Raw genomic sequence first — 18,323 nt, 5'->3', positions numbered from 1 at the left:
TCATCCATGAATGATTGATATTCCTACATGGAAAAAGGCATGGGCGCTTCTAAACGCAAGCGAGAAGCGCCATGCTTGGATTGTGCTGGCTATCGTTATCGTCGGAGCGCTTTCTTCGGCCTTGATGGTTGGCTCAGTTTTACCGTTTCTTTCTGTACTGTCCGATCCGGGCCGTATTGAGCGAGTGGGGGCCTTGGCCTGGGCGTACGAGAAATTCGGCTTCACTTCCGATTATGGCTTTCTTATCGGGTTAGGGGGCGCATCGCTTGGGGTGATTGTGCTGACAAGCCTGATTCAGATCATGAAAACTTGGGCGGTCGCAAGGTTTGCCATGATGCGGGTACACTCGCTCAGCCACCGTCTGATAGCGGCCTATCTGCGGCAACCCTACGAGTTTTTTCTAAACCGCCACTCCGGTGAGATGGGAACACGCATTCTTGCGGAAAGCGCCCAGGTCGTGGGCCAGTTTTTTAGACCAGCCGCGGACCTGGTAGCCGCCGCGCTGACCATCATCGCCATTGTGGGCCTGCTCCTCTGGCTCGATCCAATTGTGACGCTCATTGCCTTCACGGTTCTGGGGGGGATTTATGGCGGGATATATGCGCTGAGCCGCCGTAAGCTCAATCGGCTCGGGCGCGTGCGGGTCGCGACCAACAGAGAGAGATTCCGTATTGCCAACGAGGCTCTGGGCGGCATCAAGGACATCAAACTGTTGGGGCGGGAAGGTTCTTACGTGGCACGATACGCGGTACCCTCGCAGCGGATGGCTCGGACACAGGTCACGGTTCAGGTTATCTCACAGGTGCCGCAATTCGTAATACAGGCAGTGGTGTTTGGGGGTATCATCCTGCTCTGTCTCCTATTGCTCGATGAGGAGGCGCTTGCATCCGGGGCGGCACTTGGGGGTATTCTACCGATCCTTGGTCTGTTTGCCTTCGCTGGGCAGCGGCTTACGCCGGAACTCTCGAAGCTGTACCGATCTCTGGCGCAAATCCAGGCTGGCGCCGCTGCCGTCGATTCAATCCACGAAGACCTGATCGGTTGCGCTGGTGGGGGTGTGCTGCCCCACTCCATACCAAATGGATTGGGGCTGCGGGACCGTCTCATCTTGGAAAATGTCTCCTACCATTACCCTAATGCCGCCCATGCCGGGGTCAGGGACGTTGCGCTCGATATCCGCGCAGGCGAAAAAATCGGGATCGTTGGCGGGACCGGTTCGGGCAAGACGACGCTCGCCGATCTGATCCTCGGGCTGTTGACGCCCAAGGAGGGGCGCCTTGTTGTTGATGGTAAGCTCTTGAACGAAAGTAACCTGCGCGCTTGGCAACAGAGCGTGGGCTACGTGCCACAGGACATTTTCCTGACGGATGCGAGCGTGACCGAGAACGTCGCGCTCGGCGTAGCGGCAGATAAGATCGATCAAACCCGCGTGGAAGAAGCCACGAGGATCGCACGACTCGACCAGTTCATACGCAATGAACTCCCGGACGGCTACGCGACAACCATCGGCGAGCGTGGTGTCCGGCTTTCGGGGGGGCAGCGCCAGCGTATTGGGATTGCCCGGGCGCTCTATCATGATGCCGACCTTATCGTGTTCGACGAGGCGACGAGTGCGCTGGACAATCTGACCGAGAGCGAGGTCATGGCCGCCATCGATGCGCTGCCAGAAGAAAAGACCGTCGTGATGATCGCCCATCGCCTCAGCACCGTTCAGCGCTGCGATCGAATAGTGGTCATGGAGCACGGCCGCGTCGTGGGGTGTGATAGTTGGACAGCGCTGATGGCCGACAATCTGGCGTTTCAGCGTATCGCGCGGAATCATGAAGCTGCCTGAGGCGCTTTCTGTGCAAATCCGTTCGTAGGGACATTAGATAAGTACTTGTAGAAATGGGATCCGAATGAAACATTTTGCCCTGATTGGTGCCGCGGGTTATGTCGCGCCTCGTCACATGAAAGCGATTTCTGCGACTGGTAATATGCTGGTTGCAGCTCTTGACCCGAGTGACTCGGTTGGAATCTTGGATAGCTACGCGCCAGAAGCGCATTTTTTTACAGAATTTGAAAGGTTTGATCGCCACCTCGACAAATTACGTCGAAAAAATGCGTCTCAAAAGATTGACTTTGTATCGATCTGTTCGCCGAACTATCTTCATGATAGCCACATGCGCTTTGCACTCCGAGCGGACGCTGATGCGATTTGTGAGAAGCCTCTGGTTTTGAATCCCTGGAATATTGATGGCTTGGCCGAAATTGAACGAGAAACTGGTCATCGTATACACACGATCCTTCAACTTCGCCTACACCCAGCAATCATATCGCTTCGTGAAAAAATAAGGAATGGCAACCATGACCGAAAATACGATGTCGATCTGACCTACATCACATCCCGGGGGCGATGGTATCTGCAATCCTGGAAAGCAATGGAGGAAAAGTCCGGAGGGATAGCCACAAACATTGGGGTGCATTTCTACGATATGCTTCATTACCTTTTTGGGAATCTGCAGGAAAATCACGTTCATATGCGTGATGACATGAAAGCTTCGGGATATCTTGAATACGAACATGCACGCGTGCGTTGGTTCCTTTCTATTGACGCAATGGACCTACCGGAGAATATCCTGTCTGATGGAGGAAGAACTTTCAGATCCATCACGGTTAATGGTGAAGAGATCGAATTCTCCGGTGGGTTCACTGATCTTCACACACGGTCGTATGAAGAGATCATGGCAGGGAATGGGTTTGGGCTTGAAGAAAACCGGGTTGCGATCGAGACGGTAGCTGCGATCAGAACCAAGGCACTTTTGCAAAACCCTTCTGAAACGCATCCCTTCATGTCAAGAAAATAGAGCAAAACCCGTGGGTAATCGAATTCTAACCATTGTTGGCGCGCGTCCCCAATTCATTAAAGCAAGTGTTGTTAACCTTGCCATAAAGAAAGATGGCAAGGTGGAAGAAATTCTGCTTCATACTGGGCAGCACTATGACGCAAACATGTCCGACATTTTCTTTAAGGACCTTGGGGTTCCTGAACCTGACATCAACTTAGAAATACATGGCGGCTCCCATGGTCAAATGACTGGCCGTATGCTGGAGAAAATTGAAGGTGTCTTGATTACAGAGAAACCTGACAGAGTTTTGATTTATGGAGATACGAACAGTACACTTGCTGGTGCACTCGCAGCCGTGAAGTTGCATATTCCTGTTGCTCATGTCGAAGCCGGTTTGAGAAGCTTTGATCGCCGCATGCCGGAAGAAATTAATCGGATTTTGTCCGATCAAATATCCAACGTACTTTTTTCCCCTACTTTGAAGGCCGTTAAGAATTTGGAATCTGAGGGTATCCGACACGGCAAGGACAAGCAGGTTTACAACGTTGGTGATGTAATGCAGGACGCCGCCCGCGTTTATTCCGCTCAAGCTCACCCACCTGATGTTAGCGGAACACTCCCAGCCGATTTCATATTAGCAACATTTCACCGGGCTGAGAATACTGATGATATCGATCGCCTCAATTCCATTGTTTCTGCGTTGAACAGGATACATGGAGAAATTAAAGTCATTTTGCCATTGCATCCTCGCACTAGGGCCGCAATTGCGAAAGCGGGTTTGGAAATTAGAGCTCATGTCATCGAGCCTACAGGATATCTTGAAATGCTTTGGCTATTACAGCATTGCAGCCTTGTCGCTACCGACTCTGGAGGCCTGCAAAAAGAATCATATTTCCATGGAAAACCCTGCGTAACGCTTCGTCAATCGACTGAATGGAGCGAGCTGCTTGACGTAAACGCAAATGTTCTCGTTGGTGCTGACGAGAACAGGATCGTTGACGTGATCAGGTCACGCTTGGGTCAAGAGATATCTAATGATCAGAAGCTTTATGGCGATGGCCACGCTGCAGGACGGATAGCAGAAATCTTAGGAAGTAGAAGAAATGATTAGTGTGCATGATAGCGCTATCGTCGACGAAGGAGCCAGGATTGGCTCTGACACCCGGATTTGGCATTGGGTTCACGTTTGTTCTGGAGCGCAGATCGGTGAGCGCTGTTCACTTGGGCAGAATGTATTCGTGGGAAACCGAGTGGTGATCGGTGATGATGTCAAGATCCAGAACAATGTATCGATCTACGATAATGTAACACTGGAGGACGGCGTTTTTTGTGGCCCCTCAATGGTGTTTACAAATGTTTACAACCCCCGCGCATATGTTGAGAGGAAAACACAATACCGAGATACCCTGGTACGTACCGGTGCTACTCTTGGTGCGAATTCTACGATCATATGCGGTGTGACCATCGGCACATTCGCGTTTATCGCAGCCGGCGCAGTTGTAAGAAGTGACGTACCGGACTTTGCGCTCATGGTAGGTGTGCCGGCCCGCCAGGTGGGTTGGATGAGCGCCTTTGGGGAGCGACTTCCCCTTCCCGTATCCGGTAACGGGCAAGCTGAATGCCCGCACACTGGGGAACACTATGTGCTTGAGGACAGTTCAGTGCGGAGGGAGAAGCAGACATGATTCCCTTTATTGACTTAGCGGCGCAACAAGACCGTATTCGAGATGATTTGAACAGACGTATGAGTCAGGTTCTATCGCATGGAAGCTATATTCTTGGGCCGGAAGTTGATGAATTGGAGGAAAAGCTCGCCAATTTCGTTGGTGTAAAGCATTGCGTGACCTGCGCAAATGGTACTGACGCATTACAAATTGCTCTTATGGCTCTGAATGTTGGGCCTGGTGATGAAGTGATCACGCCTTCATTCAGCTACATCGCTACGGCTGAGACTGTTGCTGTTCTTGGTGCGTCGCCTGTGTTTGCCGATGTTGACCCCAACACCTGCCTTGTCGACACAAATGATATAGAGGGCAGGATAACTGAGCATACGAAAGCAATCATACCGGTATCGCTTTACGGACAGTGCGCCGAGATGGCTAAGATCAACGCTATCGCGGAAAGGCACGGACTTACGGTCATCGAGGATGCAGCGCAAAGCTTTGGCGCGACCCAGAACGGCCGAAGATCCTGTGCGCTATCAAAAATAGCTTGTACCAGCTTCTTCCCGTCCAAGCCGCTTGGCTGTTATGGCGACGGCGGAGCGATATTCACTGACGATGATGACCTTGCGGTGGTCTTGCGCCAGATCGCGCGACATGGCCAGGAGCGGCGTTATCACCACGTCCGTATCGGTGTGAATAGCAGGCTGGACACACTTCAGGCGGCGGTATTGCTAGCGAAACTTGAGATATTCCAAGACGAGTTGGTCCAGCGAGATGCAGCGGCACGGACCTATAATGAATATCTCGCGGGCCAGGATTTGCAGCTTCCGGTCGTTCTGCCCGGCAATACCAGCGTCTGGGCGCAATACACGGTGCAATGTGCTGATCGAGATGTTCTGGCTGCTGGCCTCAGAGAATTTGGGATACCGACCGCGGTGCATTATCCGCTACCTCTTCATCAGCAGCCGGCGATTGCCGCCGAGGCGGTGTATCCCGTGAGTGAGAGGCTGGCACGTCGTGTGCTTAGCTTGCCTATGCATGCCAGTATTGAACGATCCGTTATCGCAAGCGTTGCCACCGCAACCAATGCGGCGTTGGAAAGTCTCCATGCTTGACCAAGTTGCGAGGAAGCGTGCCCTGCTCATGTGTTTGGGGGACGCGAGCTGGAGCCCGCGGACGATACGCTTTGCGCGGCATTTGCGAGAGTGTGGTTATCACATCACGGTCGCGTCAAAGCCCTTCACGCGGGAATTCGAATGCGACAGTCACATTGCGCTTTGTCCAGCACCAAGACCAAAGAACCTATTGACGCGGCGACTGCCAGGCTATGCATACTTCGGTGCGTTTTTGCCTTCGGATGCTCTCAAAGATGCGATCAATACTTATCGCCATGGACTGCGCGGATTGGGCGCTACTTTGGCGGCCCGCACGTTTGACTTAATCCTGGTCCAAGACCTTGCATTGCTCCCAGTGGCTTTGCGCCAGAAAAAAGACGCGCGCGTCATCTTCGATGCCCGCGAGTATTATCCAGCACAGAACGAGGAAGACCGGCGCTTCCGCGTCTTCGAGAAGCCAGAACGAAACCGCCTGTGCGCACGTGATTTACCACGTTGCGACCACGTCATCACGGTCTCACGAGGCCTCGCTGACGCGTATGCACAAAACTTCGGGGTTTCACCCACTGTCATCCACAGCGCGTCTGCTTTCCATGACGTGAAGCCTAGTCCCGTTGCCCCCAGCAAGATACGCCTTGTCTATCATGGGGTTGCCAACCGTAATCGCGGGCTCGCCAATCTCTTCAAGCTGATGGAGCGCTTGCGCCCCGAATTCACACTCGATCTTTATCTGGTGACGAAAGACAAGGAGCGCTTGGATGAAATTCAAGCGATGGCAAAGCCTGATGACCGAATTACCCTGCATCCCCCCGTCCCGTACGATCGCATCGTAGAGGAAATGAACCAGTATGACATAGGAGTGATCTATTACGAGCCAACGAGTTTCAACCTCAAACACTGCATGCCGAACAAGCTTTTCGAGTATATCCAAGCACGCCTCGCGGTCGCAGTCGGTCCGTCGCCCGACATGGCGACATTCTTGCTTGAAAAGGGATGCGGAGTAATTTCAGACCAGTTTTCCATCGAAAGTTTAGCTGAAGCACTGAATACGTTACGACCGGAGGACTTGGCAGCACTCAAAAGACACAGTGCCAATGCCGCATTGACTGCTTCGCTAGAAAAGGAACTAGAGCTGTTTGACTCACTTCTAACTTAATAATTTTGCGCTGAACGTTGATTCCGAAATTGGATGCGGAGATTTTTGGACTCAAGTTTTAGAAGATAAATCATTCGAGAATAGATCATGAGAAACATATCCAGTGATTTTTTGATATCCCAACAACCGGATCAGCGCTTTGAAACGAGCATCCATTTATCTGCAAACATATATATTTCCATTGGTAAAAATGTGCCTTTTCGGGAACTCAGAAACATAAACGGAGAGCGGTCTATTCTAATTGGTCATGCAGTCGTGGCATCAGATAGCGGAGAGCCGAAGAGAATTGGTGAGATTGTTAAGCCCGACATTTTGGCACATTCTCAGAATTGGGCAGGAAGATGGCTCCTTATTAGCCCAAAAATGATTATCCCAGACGGCGTCGCTTCTCTTTCTTGTTTCTACCCAATCAACAAGAATGGCGTCATAGGAGCTTCGCACCCATCGCTTGCTTGCCCCACTTCTAAGCTCATAGATGAAGCCGCAGTAGCAACAGGTGCAGTAATTCCACCTGGGACTGGCTATGAGGGTGTTAAGAAGCTACTTCCAACTCAAATAATGCTGATCACGGATGGCAGAATAAAGAAGCGGCCAGTAAATTTCAATACGGATTGCAAACTCACCTATGAGCAACTTCTCGAGAGCCTTGCAGCAAAATATCAATCGATTATTCGAGGAATTGCAGCAGAGGCGAATGAGCTATGGTTGCCATTAACGGCAGGATTGGACTCGCGGCTTCTCCTCGCTATCGCTGCAAGTTCGAATATTGAATTCCAGGCATTCACTTTCCAAAAAGGTTATTTGAACATGCCAATTGCTGATCGGGTTACCCCTCCAAAGCTTAGCCGTATTGTCAAGATTAATCACAAGAAGATCTACGGAAAAGCTGCAAATAAGGACATAGTTGATGAAATGACCTTACATTTCGGGCGGCTATCTGAAGATCCAGGAACGCCATTATATTTCGCAAAGCATGGCTACTATGATAGCTTCAACTCGCGAGCGACCTTGCTATCTGGTTTGTTCGGAGAACTTGGCCGCGCATATTTTCACCGCAAGATATCAACTAATAATATTTCCGCTGATGATATTGCGACGACAGCGGTTCGAACAGTTCCTAATTATCAGGCGGCGCAAGAACTTGTCGACTGGTGGCATACGTATCCACTGAGTGGCGTAGATCCAATTGAGCGGGCCCATTGGGAGGCCCGCCTTTCAGGAAAGACTTGCAATGCATTAAATTTGAGTGATTATATGTTTCAGAACAAAATTTCTGGCATATTTCCTGCATTCAATTGCCTAGATGTATTCTGCGATCTATTTTCTTTTGAACGAGAAATACGAATCGGTGGGCAACATATGTTGGATCTTGTGAAAATGCTATGCCCTGAAATTTTGACACTACCAATCAATTCTAAAGGTAACGTAATTGAGAGGCGATTCAGAGCGTTGTTGAGAAAATTTGTATGATCTCAAACGCTGATTACTTCGTTTGTCAAGTAAGTCATAGCTGAAGCAGCGGATGGGATGGGGTATGGCAGAGAGATATTCTATTTCATGCGTGAGAAAATGAGCGGTGATCCCGAACATCTTTTCCCACCAGACTTTAACGGAAGCAATCAAGAGTAAGATCCAATGAATGCGCTGCTTCTAAGAAGCCCTAATAGCCATGGTCCGAATTATTCATGAGGGTGGGGCAAAGCAAGGTAGACGCACGAGCGCCGGCGGACGATGGACGCTGAGACATGTCCTGTTACAGGCGGTACGCGCAACCTCCTGCCATAATCCGGTCCTCAAGCTAGTTACAAAGCGATTCAAAGATCGTGGAAAACCACGTAAGCTCATAATCTTCGTTGGCGCGATCATCAAAATCTGAAAATCTTGCAAAGCGAAGCTCGTAGCTTGTACGCAGTTATTAATCATCTGAACAGAAGAGAAAAAATGATAGAAGCATTTAATCGGGTCCTGATACTAGCTCCACATACCGATGACGGCGAGTTCGGGTGCGGCGGGCTGATTGCTAGACTAATTGAACAGGGAAAGGAAGTGTACTATGCGGCATTTTCACTTGCAGAAGAATCCGTGCCTGAAGGAATGCCCAAAGACATATTGTTAACAGAAGTGAAGAAGGCGACGAACGTTTTAAACATTTCGCCTAACAAACTGCTAATTTATCGTTATCCAGTGCGTAAATTCTCCTACCACCGACAAGAAATTTTGGAAGATTTAGTCGCGCTTAATCGAAAAATTTCACCTGACCTGGTCCTACTACCCTCGAAGTATGATTTGCATCAGGATCACTATACGATCGCTATGGAAGGGTTACGTGCTTTCAAATTTACAACAATTCTGGGTTATGAACTTCCATGGAACAACATATCTTTTGAGACAACTTGCTTTGTTCATTTAGAAAAGCGGCATGTGGATAAAAAATTGGAAGCACTAAAATGCTATCGTTCCCAACTTGGACGTCGTTACTCAGATGAGAGCTATATTGCAGGCCTTGCAATGACCCGCGGCGTTCAGGTTGGTGTGGACTATGCCGAAGTATTCAATGTTATTCGCTGGATAATGAAATAGAAAATGATAAGTTTTGAAGAACTCAATGAACGACGTACAGATGCATTCCGAAAATCAGAAAAAGATGAAGATTTTCTTTTCAATCTTAACGCTAGTCTTACAGATCTAGAAGCCGAACTCCAACGATCCACGCCTAAACAAGAGGCAAATGTACTCATTTTTGTAACAGGTCTACCTCGTTCTGGGACAACCTTCACTGCTCAATTGATTGCTGAAAGCCTTGAAATCGGGCGGATCACTAATCTCGCGGCACGCTTCTATAGAGCGCCTCTGGTTGGGCTTTCCCTTTCACGGATGGTTCTGGGCTGTTACCCGAAAGCAAATGTGAAATCAGAGTATGCATTAACTGAAGGGGCAAGTGGTTTGCATGAGTTTGGATACTTCTGGCGTGATCAATTGAAAATTTCAAAGCTAAGTGACCTATTGACATCCAAAAGTTTCTTAAGTGCAGACGGTTGGGAAAGACTAAGAGGTCTCTTGTGTCAGATGGCTACGATCTCTGGTGGCGCACTAGTCATGAAAAACTTGTACGGTACCTACGATGCCCAAGCTTTTCAACGACACAATATTCCCTGTGTTTTTGTGAACATACAAAGAGATAGCAGGGCTGTATTTTCATCCATCCTATCTGCGAGGCGTAAGTTTTTCGGGGAAGATTTAGACTCTTGGTGGAGTTTACCATGTCATGATTTCGAAAAGTTCTCTCATCTTACTATTGAACAGCAAGTTGCACGTCAAGTCGTAGGACTCGAGCGAATATTTGAAAATGAGTTAGGATCATTACCAGATAACATGGTGGTTCATTGGCAATATGAGCGTCTTTGTGAAGATCCAGAATGCCATATCGAGGCGCTACAAGATAGAATCAGCGAAAAATATGGCATTATGCTCCCCGTCCGATCAGATCTTCAATGGACAGATTTTGTAATAAAACGGGTTAACAATGTTCCCCATACCCGAGCCGACGAACAATTAAGAGAAGCCAGGGTACTTTTTCAATGACAGTTTGCGCGATACACCAGCCGAATTTCGTTCCGTGGTTGGGCTATTTTCTGAAAATTGCTCTATGTGACAAATTTGTTTATCTCGATAATGTTCAGTTTTCTAAAGGCAGCTATACAAACCGCGTTAGAATAATAGATGGGCACGGTAGGATTGTTTGGCTTACTGTCCCTGTCGAGAAGCGGGGCTTGAGCGCGGCTTTGATCAAGGACGTGCGAATTGCGAAAAAATCAATATTTTTCGATCACTTAATGGAGAAGATTTCCGAGTATTACCGTAAGGCGAAACATAAAAACCAGCTATTCGATCTTCTTGAGGAATCATATGGTCGGGGGGCCAGTGGTATTTCAGATCTTAACATCAGTATAATTGAAAACATTTGTACAAGACTTGGACTGGGGACGACGCGTTTGAAGGCGAGTGAGTTTAGTGGCTTGCCAAACGACAGCACTAAGCGATTGACCCAAATCTGTGCCAACATAGGTTGTGATAGTTACATAACAGGTTCAGGGGGAGCGTCGTACCTACGAAGGGAAGAATTTGAGTTGGCTGGAATATCACTAATGGAATGTAGATTTTCTGAGCCAATTTTTACGCGAGAGGATTCAAATGTCGATGGAGGCCTTTCCGTGATCGAGCGAATTGCTAATACGGGATTTGAAGGTTTAAGAGAGGCACTTGATGAAGCTATAGAAAGCTCAAGAATGCTCCCGCTGAAGTGATGTAATTTCTCCAACGTGTCAAATATGTAGAAAGTTCTGGGTCTCAGGGGTAAGTCGTTGAGAATACTATTGTTTACATCTACTTTCCCACCTCGCGGTGGATCTAGTGTTCAGCGAGTGGCCAAGTTTTGCAAATACGCGAAAAGGATCGGAGCTGAGCCGGTAGTGATTACTGCGAAGTTTGAGGGCGGTTTGCAGGATGAGACACTAATTGATGACCTGCCTCAAGACCTTGAAGTGCATCGGGTCGCGTGGTCTGTTCTAGGAAAAAGAAATTTGTTCTCTAGACTTTGGAGGCTGGTGGCAAGGGCCATATTGCCGGACCCGCATGGAGCCTGGGGAAGGGCCGCTTACAGGAAAGCTATTGAATTGTCGAGGGATCGGAATTTTGATGCGGTTCTTGTGAGCTATGGCGCTCCGTCAGCATTAAGAAGCGGTGTTAAAGTTGGCAAGAAGCTGGCACTTCCGGTAATTGTTGATATTCGTGACTTCAAGCAGAAGAATATTATTAATGGACGAAGGCTTCAGTCTTTCGGACGCATACGCCAAAGGTTGCTAAACCATCTAGAGAACTCGATATTCTCAAAGGCACTCTATATTTCAACAGTTTCGGAAACTTATAGGGAAATTCTACATTCTCATTACCACATAGATTATAGAAATATTTCGGTGATTTATAACGGCTATGATCCAGAAGACTTTGCAGATAAGGATACTTTGGCTCCTACTGATCAGCAAATTCTTAGATATATCGGCTATATCAATAATTTTGAGAGCCTAAGCAATTTCGCTAATGCGCTTGGCAATATCAATATTAAGCGGGGACATTTAGGGAAATCGCCGGTTCTATTCGAAATAATTGGTGCGAATGAAAGTCGAATTATTCGCCGTATTTTTGAGGAAAACGGCGCTTTGGAGTGGTATAAGGTTGTTGGTTATGTTCCGCATAAAGAAGCTGTGGAATTAGCTTGCAGGGCAGCAGGCTTAGTGCTGATGCCTACCTCGGAAAAAGGCGTTGTGCCTGGTAAGTTTTGTGAATACCTCGGAGCAAAAAGACCTATCCTAATGCTTAATAATCAAAATGATGAACTTAGAAGGTTGATATCTGAAAACAGAATTGGCGAAATAGCGGAGTACGATAATGTGTACGAAATAGAGCATGGAATTGAGAAGGTATTGGACTGTCAAGGGTATAGAAAATCATTTAGCGAAGAAATGTTTCGACGGGATTTTCAAGCAATGGAGTTTATTAGATTAGTGGAGCGAGCGGTATTTGCATATAAGGAAAAGAAATAGACGAATGTAGTCCTAACCTTCAGCATTATTCTTAAATGGTTTTAGGTCAAAAAGGATTACTATCGCCATCGGGTCTGGCAGGTTATGTATGAATGCCTTTAAATCCGTGTTGGGTTGCCAGATTTGCCTTTCAAGGCTTTTTCTTGATGATTGTGCTTGTTATAGTGACTAAACTTCCCACGATTGCGATGGTTACCCGTCTGAGTGGCTTTCCTCGACCTTTGAGATGTTAATAGACTGGATTGGGGACTGGACTATGACGGGGGCTGCCTGTGTCTCTTGGAGTAGGACATTTTGAAGAGATCGTTGTCCTGCGACAATAGTAGACCGCCTTTATGTCGTCCCGTTGTCATGCGGACCTGTTTCCATAACGGGTATGGTTGTGACCGCATCAAGCAGCAATAAGCACGGGCGTAAACAAGGGGAAATATCGGCTTCTGTTGGGTTGGACCTACGTCGGAAAGAATACCGAAATGCTCGCCATTTGCAACTGGCAGGGCCGATGGGTCAACGTCTTCATGATTGCCGGGTCTGAATAGAAGAGTTGATGATATGAAATATGTAGCTAATGCAATTTTTCAGTTAATCCGTTCGGCACCTGAATTTCGGGGTAGAAATCGTATACTTAAGAATCTACTCCCTTTTGTTAACGAAGTCGAAAGCTTTTATGGCCCCAAATTAGCGGTTCGTGCTGGCGATACCACTTTTGAGGCAAGCTTCTTTGCACGCTACGGAAATGAGCTCGTAGAGATTATTGAAAATTTACCTGAAGATGGGGTGTTCATCGAATTTGGCGCTAATACTGGAGTCTTCTCTTTGGTGGCTGCACGTCATTTGTCCAATGGACATGTGATTTCTATTGAGCCCAACCCGTATGTTTTTCGTGACCTTGTAAAGAGTAAGTCAATAAATCATGCCAATAATATGACTACGTTCAATTTTTCGATAGGTGAAGAAAGCACCATTGTGCCATTCACCTTTGACGAAACCCACACCGGTAAGGGGCACATAGAAAACACTAAGGAGTACGCAGACTGTTCGATCGTTTTGATTAATGCTGACGAGTTTGCCAAGCTGGTTCCAAACGTTTCTGAGAGAGAAGTACTTTGTAAGGTTGACACAGAGGGCTCAGAGCTCACCATATTGAAAGCCTTGAAGTCATGCGGACTAATTGATTGCATATATAAGTTTTACATAGAAATTGACGATCGCTACCTCTCGGCGCACGGGCACACGGTTGACGATGTCTACAGATTTATGTCCGGCTGTAATTTCAAGCCAGAAACCACCCGGCGCGGAATGCGGCACTATGATGAGATTTTCGTGAGGACAAGACATGCCGAACAAGCTGATTAATGTCCTTTTTGTCGAAGCACCTCCAGAACTCTATGGATCGAGCAGGAGCTTGCAGACACTTATTATGAATCTCGATCGCTCTGAAATACGGCCAGTATTGGCTTGTAATGAACACAATGAGTTGCTGAATTGGGCGAATTTGAATGGAATAAGATCTTATCCTCTGTCTTTACCAGGGTTACCGCCGGAAGTTCCGGGTAAAAGAAGAATGAGTTATGCTGTTAGTAATGCGCCTTTTGAACCAGGTCTGTCGGAGTGGCTCTTCTTGCCCGTACGTGAATTTCGGGATCGTTTAAAGTTCCGTGGCGTTAGGGACGAATTGTCAAAGATAATGTCGACAGAGAAAATCGATATCTTGCATTTGAACAATCAAGTTTCGAGTAATCGATTTGCTTACAATATCGATGGCAGTGTCGAGATTGTGCAGCACGTGAGAGACGCTCCTCTTAGTAGATCCTTGCATGCATCAAAGTTGGCGTCCCGCGCCAATCGGATCATTGCAATCTCGCGCTATGTCCGCGACGAAGCTACAGTCGCATATAATAGATCTATAAGTGATGTGGTCTTTAATCCTCTTGATCGAGAATTTCGTTATTCGCAGCGGAAACGGAATGATTGGAGAACAAGATGGCGTATAGAAGAAGACAAGCTGGTGTTTGGTCAGGCAGGACGCTTTGTAGACTGGAAAGGCGTTGATACAGCGATAAAAGCATACACGAAACTATGTGCCGATACTTCTTTCATGGAAACAACGCGCTTAGTACTAGTTGGTGCGCCAGCAGATGAAACAGACTATTTAGCCCAGTGTAAGTGTCTTGCTGAAGGGCTTCCGTCTGGACAAGTTCGCATAGAGCCGTTTTCTGATGATGTTATGGGGATTTTTAGTGCGTTCGATGTAACATTGCACCCGATTAAGAAGCCTGAAGCATTTGGGCGTGTAATAATTGAGTCAATGGCATGTAGAGCTGTCCCTATTGCTCGAAACCTCGGGGCTATCAAAGAATTGATCAAGCACAAACAGAACGGCTTGCTGATCGACGACTTCGAAGAACTTTGTGAAGGTATGCTGGAACTTTGGAGAGATCGTGATGCGGTGAGAAAGCTCGCTGAATGTGGAGCTTCTAGTCTTGACGTTTTTGATGCCAGTTTTGTTGCACGCCAAGTTGAAAACATTTACCGTGAAGTTCTCTACATATGACTGGAAAAGTAAATTTTTTCATTGTAGGCGCGCCAAAATGTGGCACAACCACATTGCACCACTTTCTTATTGGTCATCCTTCGGTTGATTTTGGTGCAAGGAAAGAACCACACTTGTTTGCTACTGACCTTCAAATGAAGGGTACCATAACTGATAGTGAATATCGTTCAGGCTATGATTTTGAAAATAGTGAAACACGCGTCTTTGGAGACGCGTCTGTTATGCATCTTTACTCTGAGCGTGCCGCTGAGAATATTTTTGACTATAACCCGTTTGCAAAAATTCTCATAATGCTTCGTCCGCCAGTCGATTTCTTGGTGTCTTACCACCATGAGCAATATTACAACCAAGTTGAGGATCGTCCTTCGCTTAGAGAAGGCTGGACGCTAGTGGGGCAACGTCGTGCTGGATCTAAAATACCCTCAAGTTGCCCAGATTGGAGATTTTTGGATTATGGAGAAATTGCACGTTTTGATGTTCAACTGTTACGTTATATTTCTCGGTTTCCTAGCGAAAATGTTAGAGTCGGTTTTTTGGACGATATGAAACAGCGTCCTGAGGAGTTCATAGCCGCACTTTATTCCTTTCTCGACCTGTCAACCGATGGCCGTCAAGAGCTTGGGCATTTTGCATCAGCTAAAACATATAGACGAGGTTGGCAAAAGTGGCTTGTTAGGCAAGCGAGTAATTCGACGGTTCAAACGCTATGGCGGTCATTTAAGTCTAATCTTGGCATTACCAGGAGATTTAAATTTGTTCATAGATTTCGTGTTGCCAATACAATTTCTGGTGAAAAAGAAAGAATTGAGAAGGATTTTGCGAGAGAAATCGAAGAGCATTATTCGAAAAGTTGGGAGAGTGCACAACAATTGTCGGCTAGTTTTCGTCTGTTAGCGAATTGAGCGTCGAGCCCTATTTGTCTCTGGTTATTCAACACTGGAGGGCGTTGATTTTGTGGATTTTGTAATTTTATGAAAGTTTTGCATTTCATAGAATCGTTAGGACGCGGCGGTGCCGAACAGCTTCTCGTGACGCTTCTTCCTGAGCTTCAAAGACAGAATGTAAGTGCGGTAGTTGTTGTGCGAGCTGGGAACATGGATTTGGTATCAGAACTACAATCTAGAGGGATTTTTGTGCACTGCCTTAAGCAGCGCCATAGGTGGAATCTTGTAGGATCAGCGCGAGAATTGTCGGGTATCGTGAGAAACGAGAGTGCTGATATCATTCATGGGCATCTCTATTTTCCGGCTGTCACAATCGCTCTAATGAAAATATTGCGGTTCTGTAGAGCGCCTTCATGCGTAACGTTCCACAACCTTGCTTACGCTGGTGCAAATCGCGCCGGAATCAAACTTACAGGTCGCCGCCTGCTTGCGCGGGTCCTCTATCGCGCGGGCATTGATAGCTTTTTCGGTGTGTCGGACGCGGTTGCGCGGCACTACGAAAAAAAGTTGGGGCTCGCAACGGTTAAAGTCATCCCTAACCCGGTTGACTTTTCTGTGATCAAAGAAAGTGGAGCCGCGGATATGGCCACGACTGCAGACCTTGTGCTCGCAGGCCGTATTGTACCTGAAAAAGGTCACTCTGATCTCTTAGAGGCATTATGGAAGCTTGCAAGTGAGGGCTCTCATCCTTCACTCGTCATCGCGGGAGAGGGCCCATTGCGTGGTGCTATCGAAGCTCTGGCTGAAGACCTCGGCCTGCGCCAGCAGATCACGTTTACCGGGGCTCTCGCGCACATGGATCTCTTGCGCGCTTTAGGAAGCGCGAAAGTTGCGATTATTCCTTCCCGCTTCGAAGGGTTTGGGCTTGTCGCGCTTGAGGCGATGGCGCTTGGGCGCTCCACCATCGTAAGTGACGCCGGTGGTTTGCCAGAAGTTGTTGGAGACACAGCTGTTGTCGTCCCGGTCGGGGATACATCGTCTATGGCCGGGGCGATTTCCGCTCTTTTGGCTGATCCCGAGCGTCAAGCCGAGATGGGAAAACGGGCAGCGATGCGTGCTATGAATTTCGACCTCCCGTACGTGGCTGAAAAACAAATCATGGCTTACCGCGAGTTATTAGGCGACCATCTCAGACAAGGTGACTGACGTTAATGGCCAATGTTCTTTACATTTCCTACACCGGCCTGCTTGATCCTCTTGGCCAAAGCCAAGTGCTTCAATACGTATTGGGCTTGGCGCGAGATCATCGCATTACATTGCTGAGCTTCGAGAAACCACATTTGGTTGCCAATAAACCGGAACTCAACGCTCTTACTGAAAGGTGCCGATCGGTCGGCGTGGATTGGCATCGGCTGACCTATCATAATCGGCCGGGCATTCCGGCGACGATCTATGACATTGTAGTTGGGATGCGAAAAGCCACTGCTCTGGCACGAGCACACCGAATCCAGACGGTCCATTGCCGTTCGTATATTGCGGGAATTATTGGGCTCACTGTCAAACGAAACACGGGTGCCTGCTTCATTTTTGACATGCGGGGGTTTTGGCCGGATGAGCGAGTAGACGGTGGAGTTTGGAAACGCGAATGGATGCGGTATCGTGCCTTCAAATGGATTGAACGCCGCTTGTTCCTTGGAGCTGATCATGTCGTTTCCCTTACGCAGGCTGGCAAGAGGGAGATCGAGGCATTTGACTATCTAAAGGAACATCTGCCGCCGATTTCGGTGATTCCAACTTGTACGAATATCCAGCTTTTTCGTCCGGTTACGCCTGACCCGCAGCCGACGGGAGCCTTTACGCTGGGCTATCTTGGTTCGGCGGGCAGTTGGTACATGTTTGAGGAGATAGCAAAGACCGTTTCCTTACTTTTCAGGTTGCGGCCAAGTTCACGCTTTCTTGTCATCAACAAGGACGAACATGTGGCGATTCGGAAAAAATTGGTTGATGCTGGCGTTGATCTCAATCGCGTTGAGATCATTTCGGCTCCTTTCGTTGAGGTTTCGAAGCATATAGCTCGAATGAATGCAGGCATATTTTTCTATAGACCTACGTGGTCAAAAACCGCAACAAGCCCTACTCGGTTGGGAGAGTTCCTCGCTTGTGGAAAACCTGTTCTAGCGAATACTGGCGTTGGAGATGTTGAGAGAACACTTCGAGAAACGAGTACTGGTATAGGGATTGATGACTTCGAAAAGGACACATTGCTTTCAGGCTTGAAGAGCTTGATAGAAATATCGGAGGAACCAGACATCGTAGATCGTTGCGTCAGCGCTGCAGAAAGGCGCTTCTCACTTGATCATGGCGTCGCAGAGTACAGCCGGATCTACCGACGCCTTTCTGGATCCGACTCTGAGAGTGCAAAAGGAATCCCGGCTTGACGTCAAGCCAAGTCAAAGTGCTGTTCCTCACGCGCTATCCACATGAGGGCGCTAGCAGCCGGTATCGCGTGTTCCAATATGTCC

At 48.0% G+C, this 18,323-nt stretch carries 16 protein-coding genes; all 16 read left to right on the top strand.

Annotation, left to right across the window (positions count from 1 at the left end; genetic code table 11):
* Window positions 1-10 precede the first annotated feature (10 nt).
* Window positions 11-1,834 (top strand): ABC transporter ATP-binding protein, encoded by a 1,824-nt coding sequence (locus tag AB2B41_RS12075; protein WP_367878053.1) that lies wholly within the window; start codon window positions 11-13, stop codon window positions 1,832-1,834.
* A gap of 64 nt (window positions 1,835-1,898) precedes the next feature.
* Complete coding sequence (locus tag AB2B41_RS12070; protein WP_367878052.1) at window positions 1,899-2,846, top strand: Gfo/Idh/MocA family protein; 948 nt, start codon at window positions 1,899-1,901, stop codon at window positions 2,844-2,846.
* Window positions 2,847-2,856: 10 nt separating this feature from the next.
* Complete coding sequence (gene wecB, locus AB2B41_RS12065) at window positions 2,857-3,939, top strand: non-hydrolyzing UDP-N-acetylglucosamine 2-epimerase (protein ID WP_367878051.1); 1,083 nt, start codon at window positions 2,857-2,859, stop codon at window positions 3,937-3,939.
* Window positions 3,932-4,513: an acyltransferase gene (locus tag AB2B41_RS12060; RefSeq protein ID WP_367878050.1), complete on the top strand. Its 582-nt coding sequence runs from the start codon at window positions 3,932-3,934 to the stop codon at window positions 4,511-4,513. The genes wecB and AB2B41_RS12060 overlap by 8 nt, the downstream gene beginning before the upstream one ends.
* Window positions 4,510-5,607 carry a DegT/DnrJ/EryC1/StrS family aminotransferase gene (locus AB2B41_RS12055; protein WP_367878049.1) on the top strand — a complete coding sequence of 366 codons (1,098 nt, stop codon included), beginning with the start codon at window positions 4,510-4,512 and terminating at the stop codon, window positions 5,605-5,607. The genes AB2B41_RS12060 and AB2B41_RS12055 overlap by 4 nt, the downstream gene beginning before the upstream one ends.
* The gene (locus AB2B41_RS12050; protein ID WP_367878048.1) at window positions 5,531-6,763 is read left to right on the top strand and encodes a glycosyltransferase; all 1,233 of its coding nucleotides are present in this window, start codon (window positions 5,531-5,533) and stop codon (window positions 6,761-6,763) included. The genes AB2B41_RS12055 and AB2B41_RS12050 overlap by 77 nt, the downstream gene beginning before the upstream one ends.
* Window positions 6,764-6,850: 87 nt before the next feature.
* Window positions 6,851-8,233 (top strand): asparagine synthetase B family protein, encoded by a 1,383-nt coding sequence (locus AB2B41_RS12045; protein ID WP_367878047.1) that lies wholly within the window; start codon window positions 6,851-6,853, stop codon window positions 8,231-8,233.
* Between the two features lie 471 nt (window positions 8,234-8,704).
* Window positions 8,705-9,343, top strand: coding sequence for a PIG-L deacetylase family protein (locus AB2B41_RS12040; RefSeq protein WP_367878046.1), 639 nt, complete (start codon window positions 8,705-8,707; stop codon window positions 9,341-9,343).
* A 3-nt stretch (window positions 9,344-9,346) separates the two neighbouring features.
* A complete protein-coding gene (locus AB2B41_RS12035; RefSeq protein ID WP_367878045.1) occupies window positions 9,347-10,345 on the top strand; it encodes a hypothetical protein in 999 nt (332 codons plus the stop codon).
* Window positions 10,342-11,067, top strand: a complete 726-nt coding sequence (locus tag AB2B41_RS12030; protein WP_367878044.1) for a WbqC family protein — start codon at window positions 10,342-10,344, stop codon at window positions 11,065-11,067. Before AB2B41_RS12035 ends, AB2B41_RS12030 begins: the two co-directional genes overlap by 4 nt.
* Window positions 11,068-11,184: 117 nt before the next feature.
* Window positions 11,185-12,363, top strand: a complete 1,179-nt coding sequence (locus AB2B41_RS12025; RefSeq protein ID WP_367878043.1) for a glycosyltransferase — start codon at window positions 11,185-11,187, stop codon at window positions 12,361-12,363.
* 552 nt (window positions 12,364-12,915) lie between these two features.
* Entirely contained in the window at window positions 12,916-13,719 is an 804-nt protein-coding gene (locus AB2B41_RS12020; protein WP_367878042.1) for an FkbM family methyltransferase, read from the top strand.
* Complete coding sequence (locus AB2B41_RS12015; RefSeq protein WP_367878041.1) at window positions 13,700-14,917, top strand: glycosyltransferase family 4 protein; 1,218 nt, start codon at window positions 13,700-13,702, stop codon at window positions 14,915-14,917. Before AB2B41_RS12020 ends, AB2B41_RS12015 begins: the two co-directional genes overlap by 20 nt.
* Window positions 14,914-15,819, top strand: coding sequence for a sulfotransferase domain-containing protein (locus AB2B41_RS12010; protein ID WP_367878040.1), 906 nt, complete (start codon window positions 14,914-14,916; stop codon window positions 15,817-15,819). Before AB2B41_RS12015 ends, AB2B41_RS12010 begins: the two co-directional genes overlap by 4 nt.
* Window positions 15,820-15,888: 69 nt before the next feature.
* On the top strand, window positions 15,889-17,007 hold the full coding sequence (locus tag AB2B41_RS12005; RefSeq protein ID WP_367878039.1) for a glycosyltransferase family 4 protein: 1,119 nt from the start codon (window positions 15,889-15,891) through the stop codon (window positions 17,005-17,007).
* A 5-nt stretch (window positions 17,008-17,012) separates the two neighbouring features.
* Window positions 17,013-18,239 (top strand): glycosyltransferase, encoded by a 1,227-nt coding sequence (locus AB2B41_RS12000; protein WP_367878038.1) that lies wholly within the window; start codon window positions 17,013-17,015, stop codon window positions 18,237-18,239.
* The last annotated feature ends 84 nt before the right edge of the window (window positions 18,240-18,323 follow it).

Origin of the sequence: Sulfitobacter sediminis, assembly GCF_040811725.1 — a bacterium.
GTDB classification, from domain to species: domain Bacteria; phylum Pseudomonadota; class Alphaproteobacteria; order Rhodobacterales; family Rhodobacteraceae; genus Sulfitobacter; species Sulfitobacter sediminis.
The sequence above is the reverse complement of the archived record's forward strand: the minus strand, read 5'-3'. Positions and strand labels throughout refer to the sequence as shown.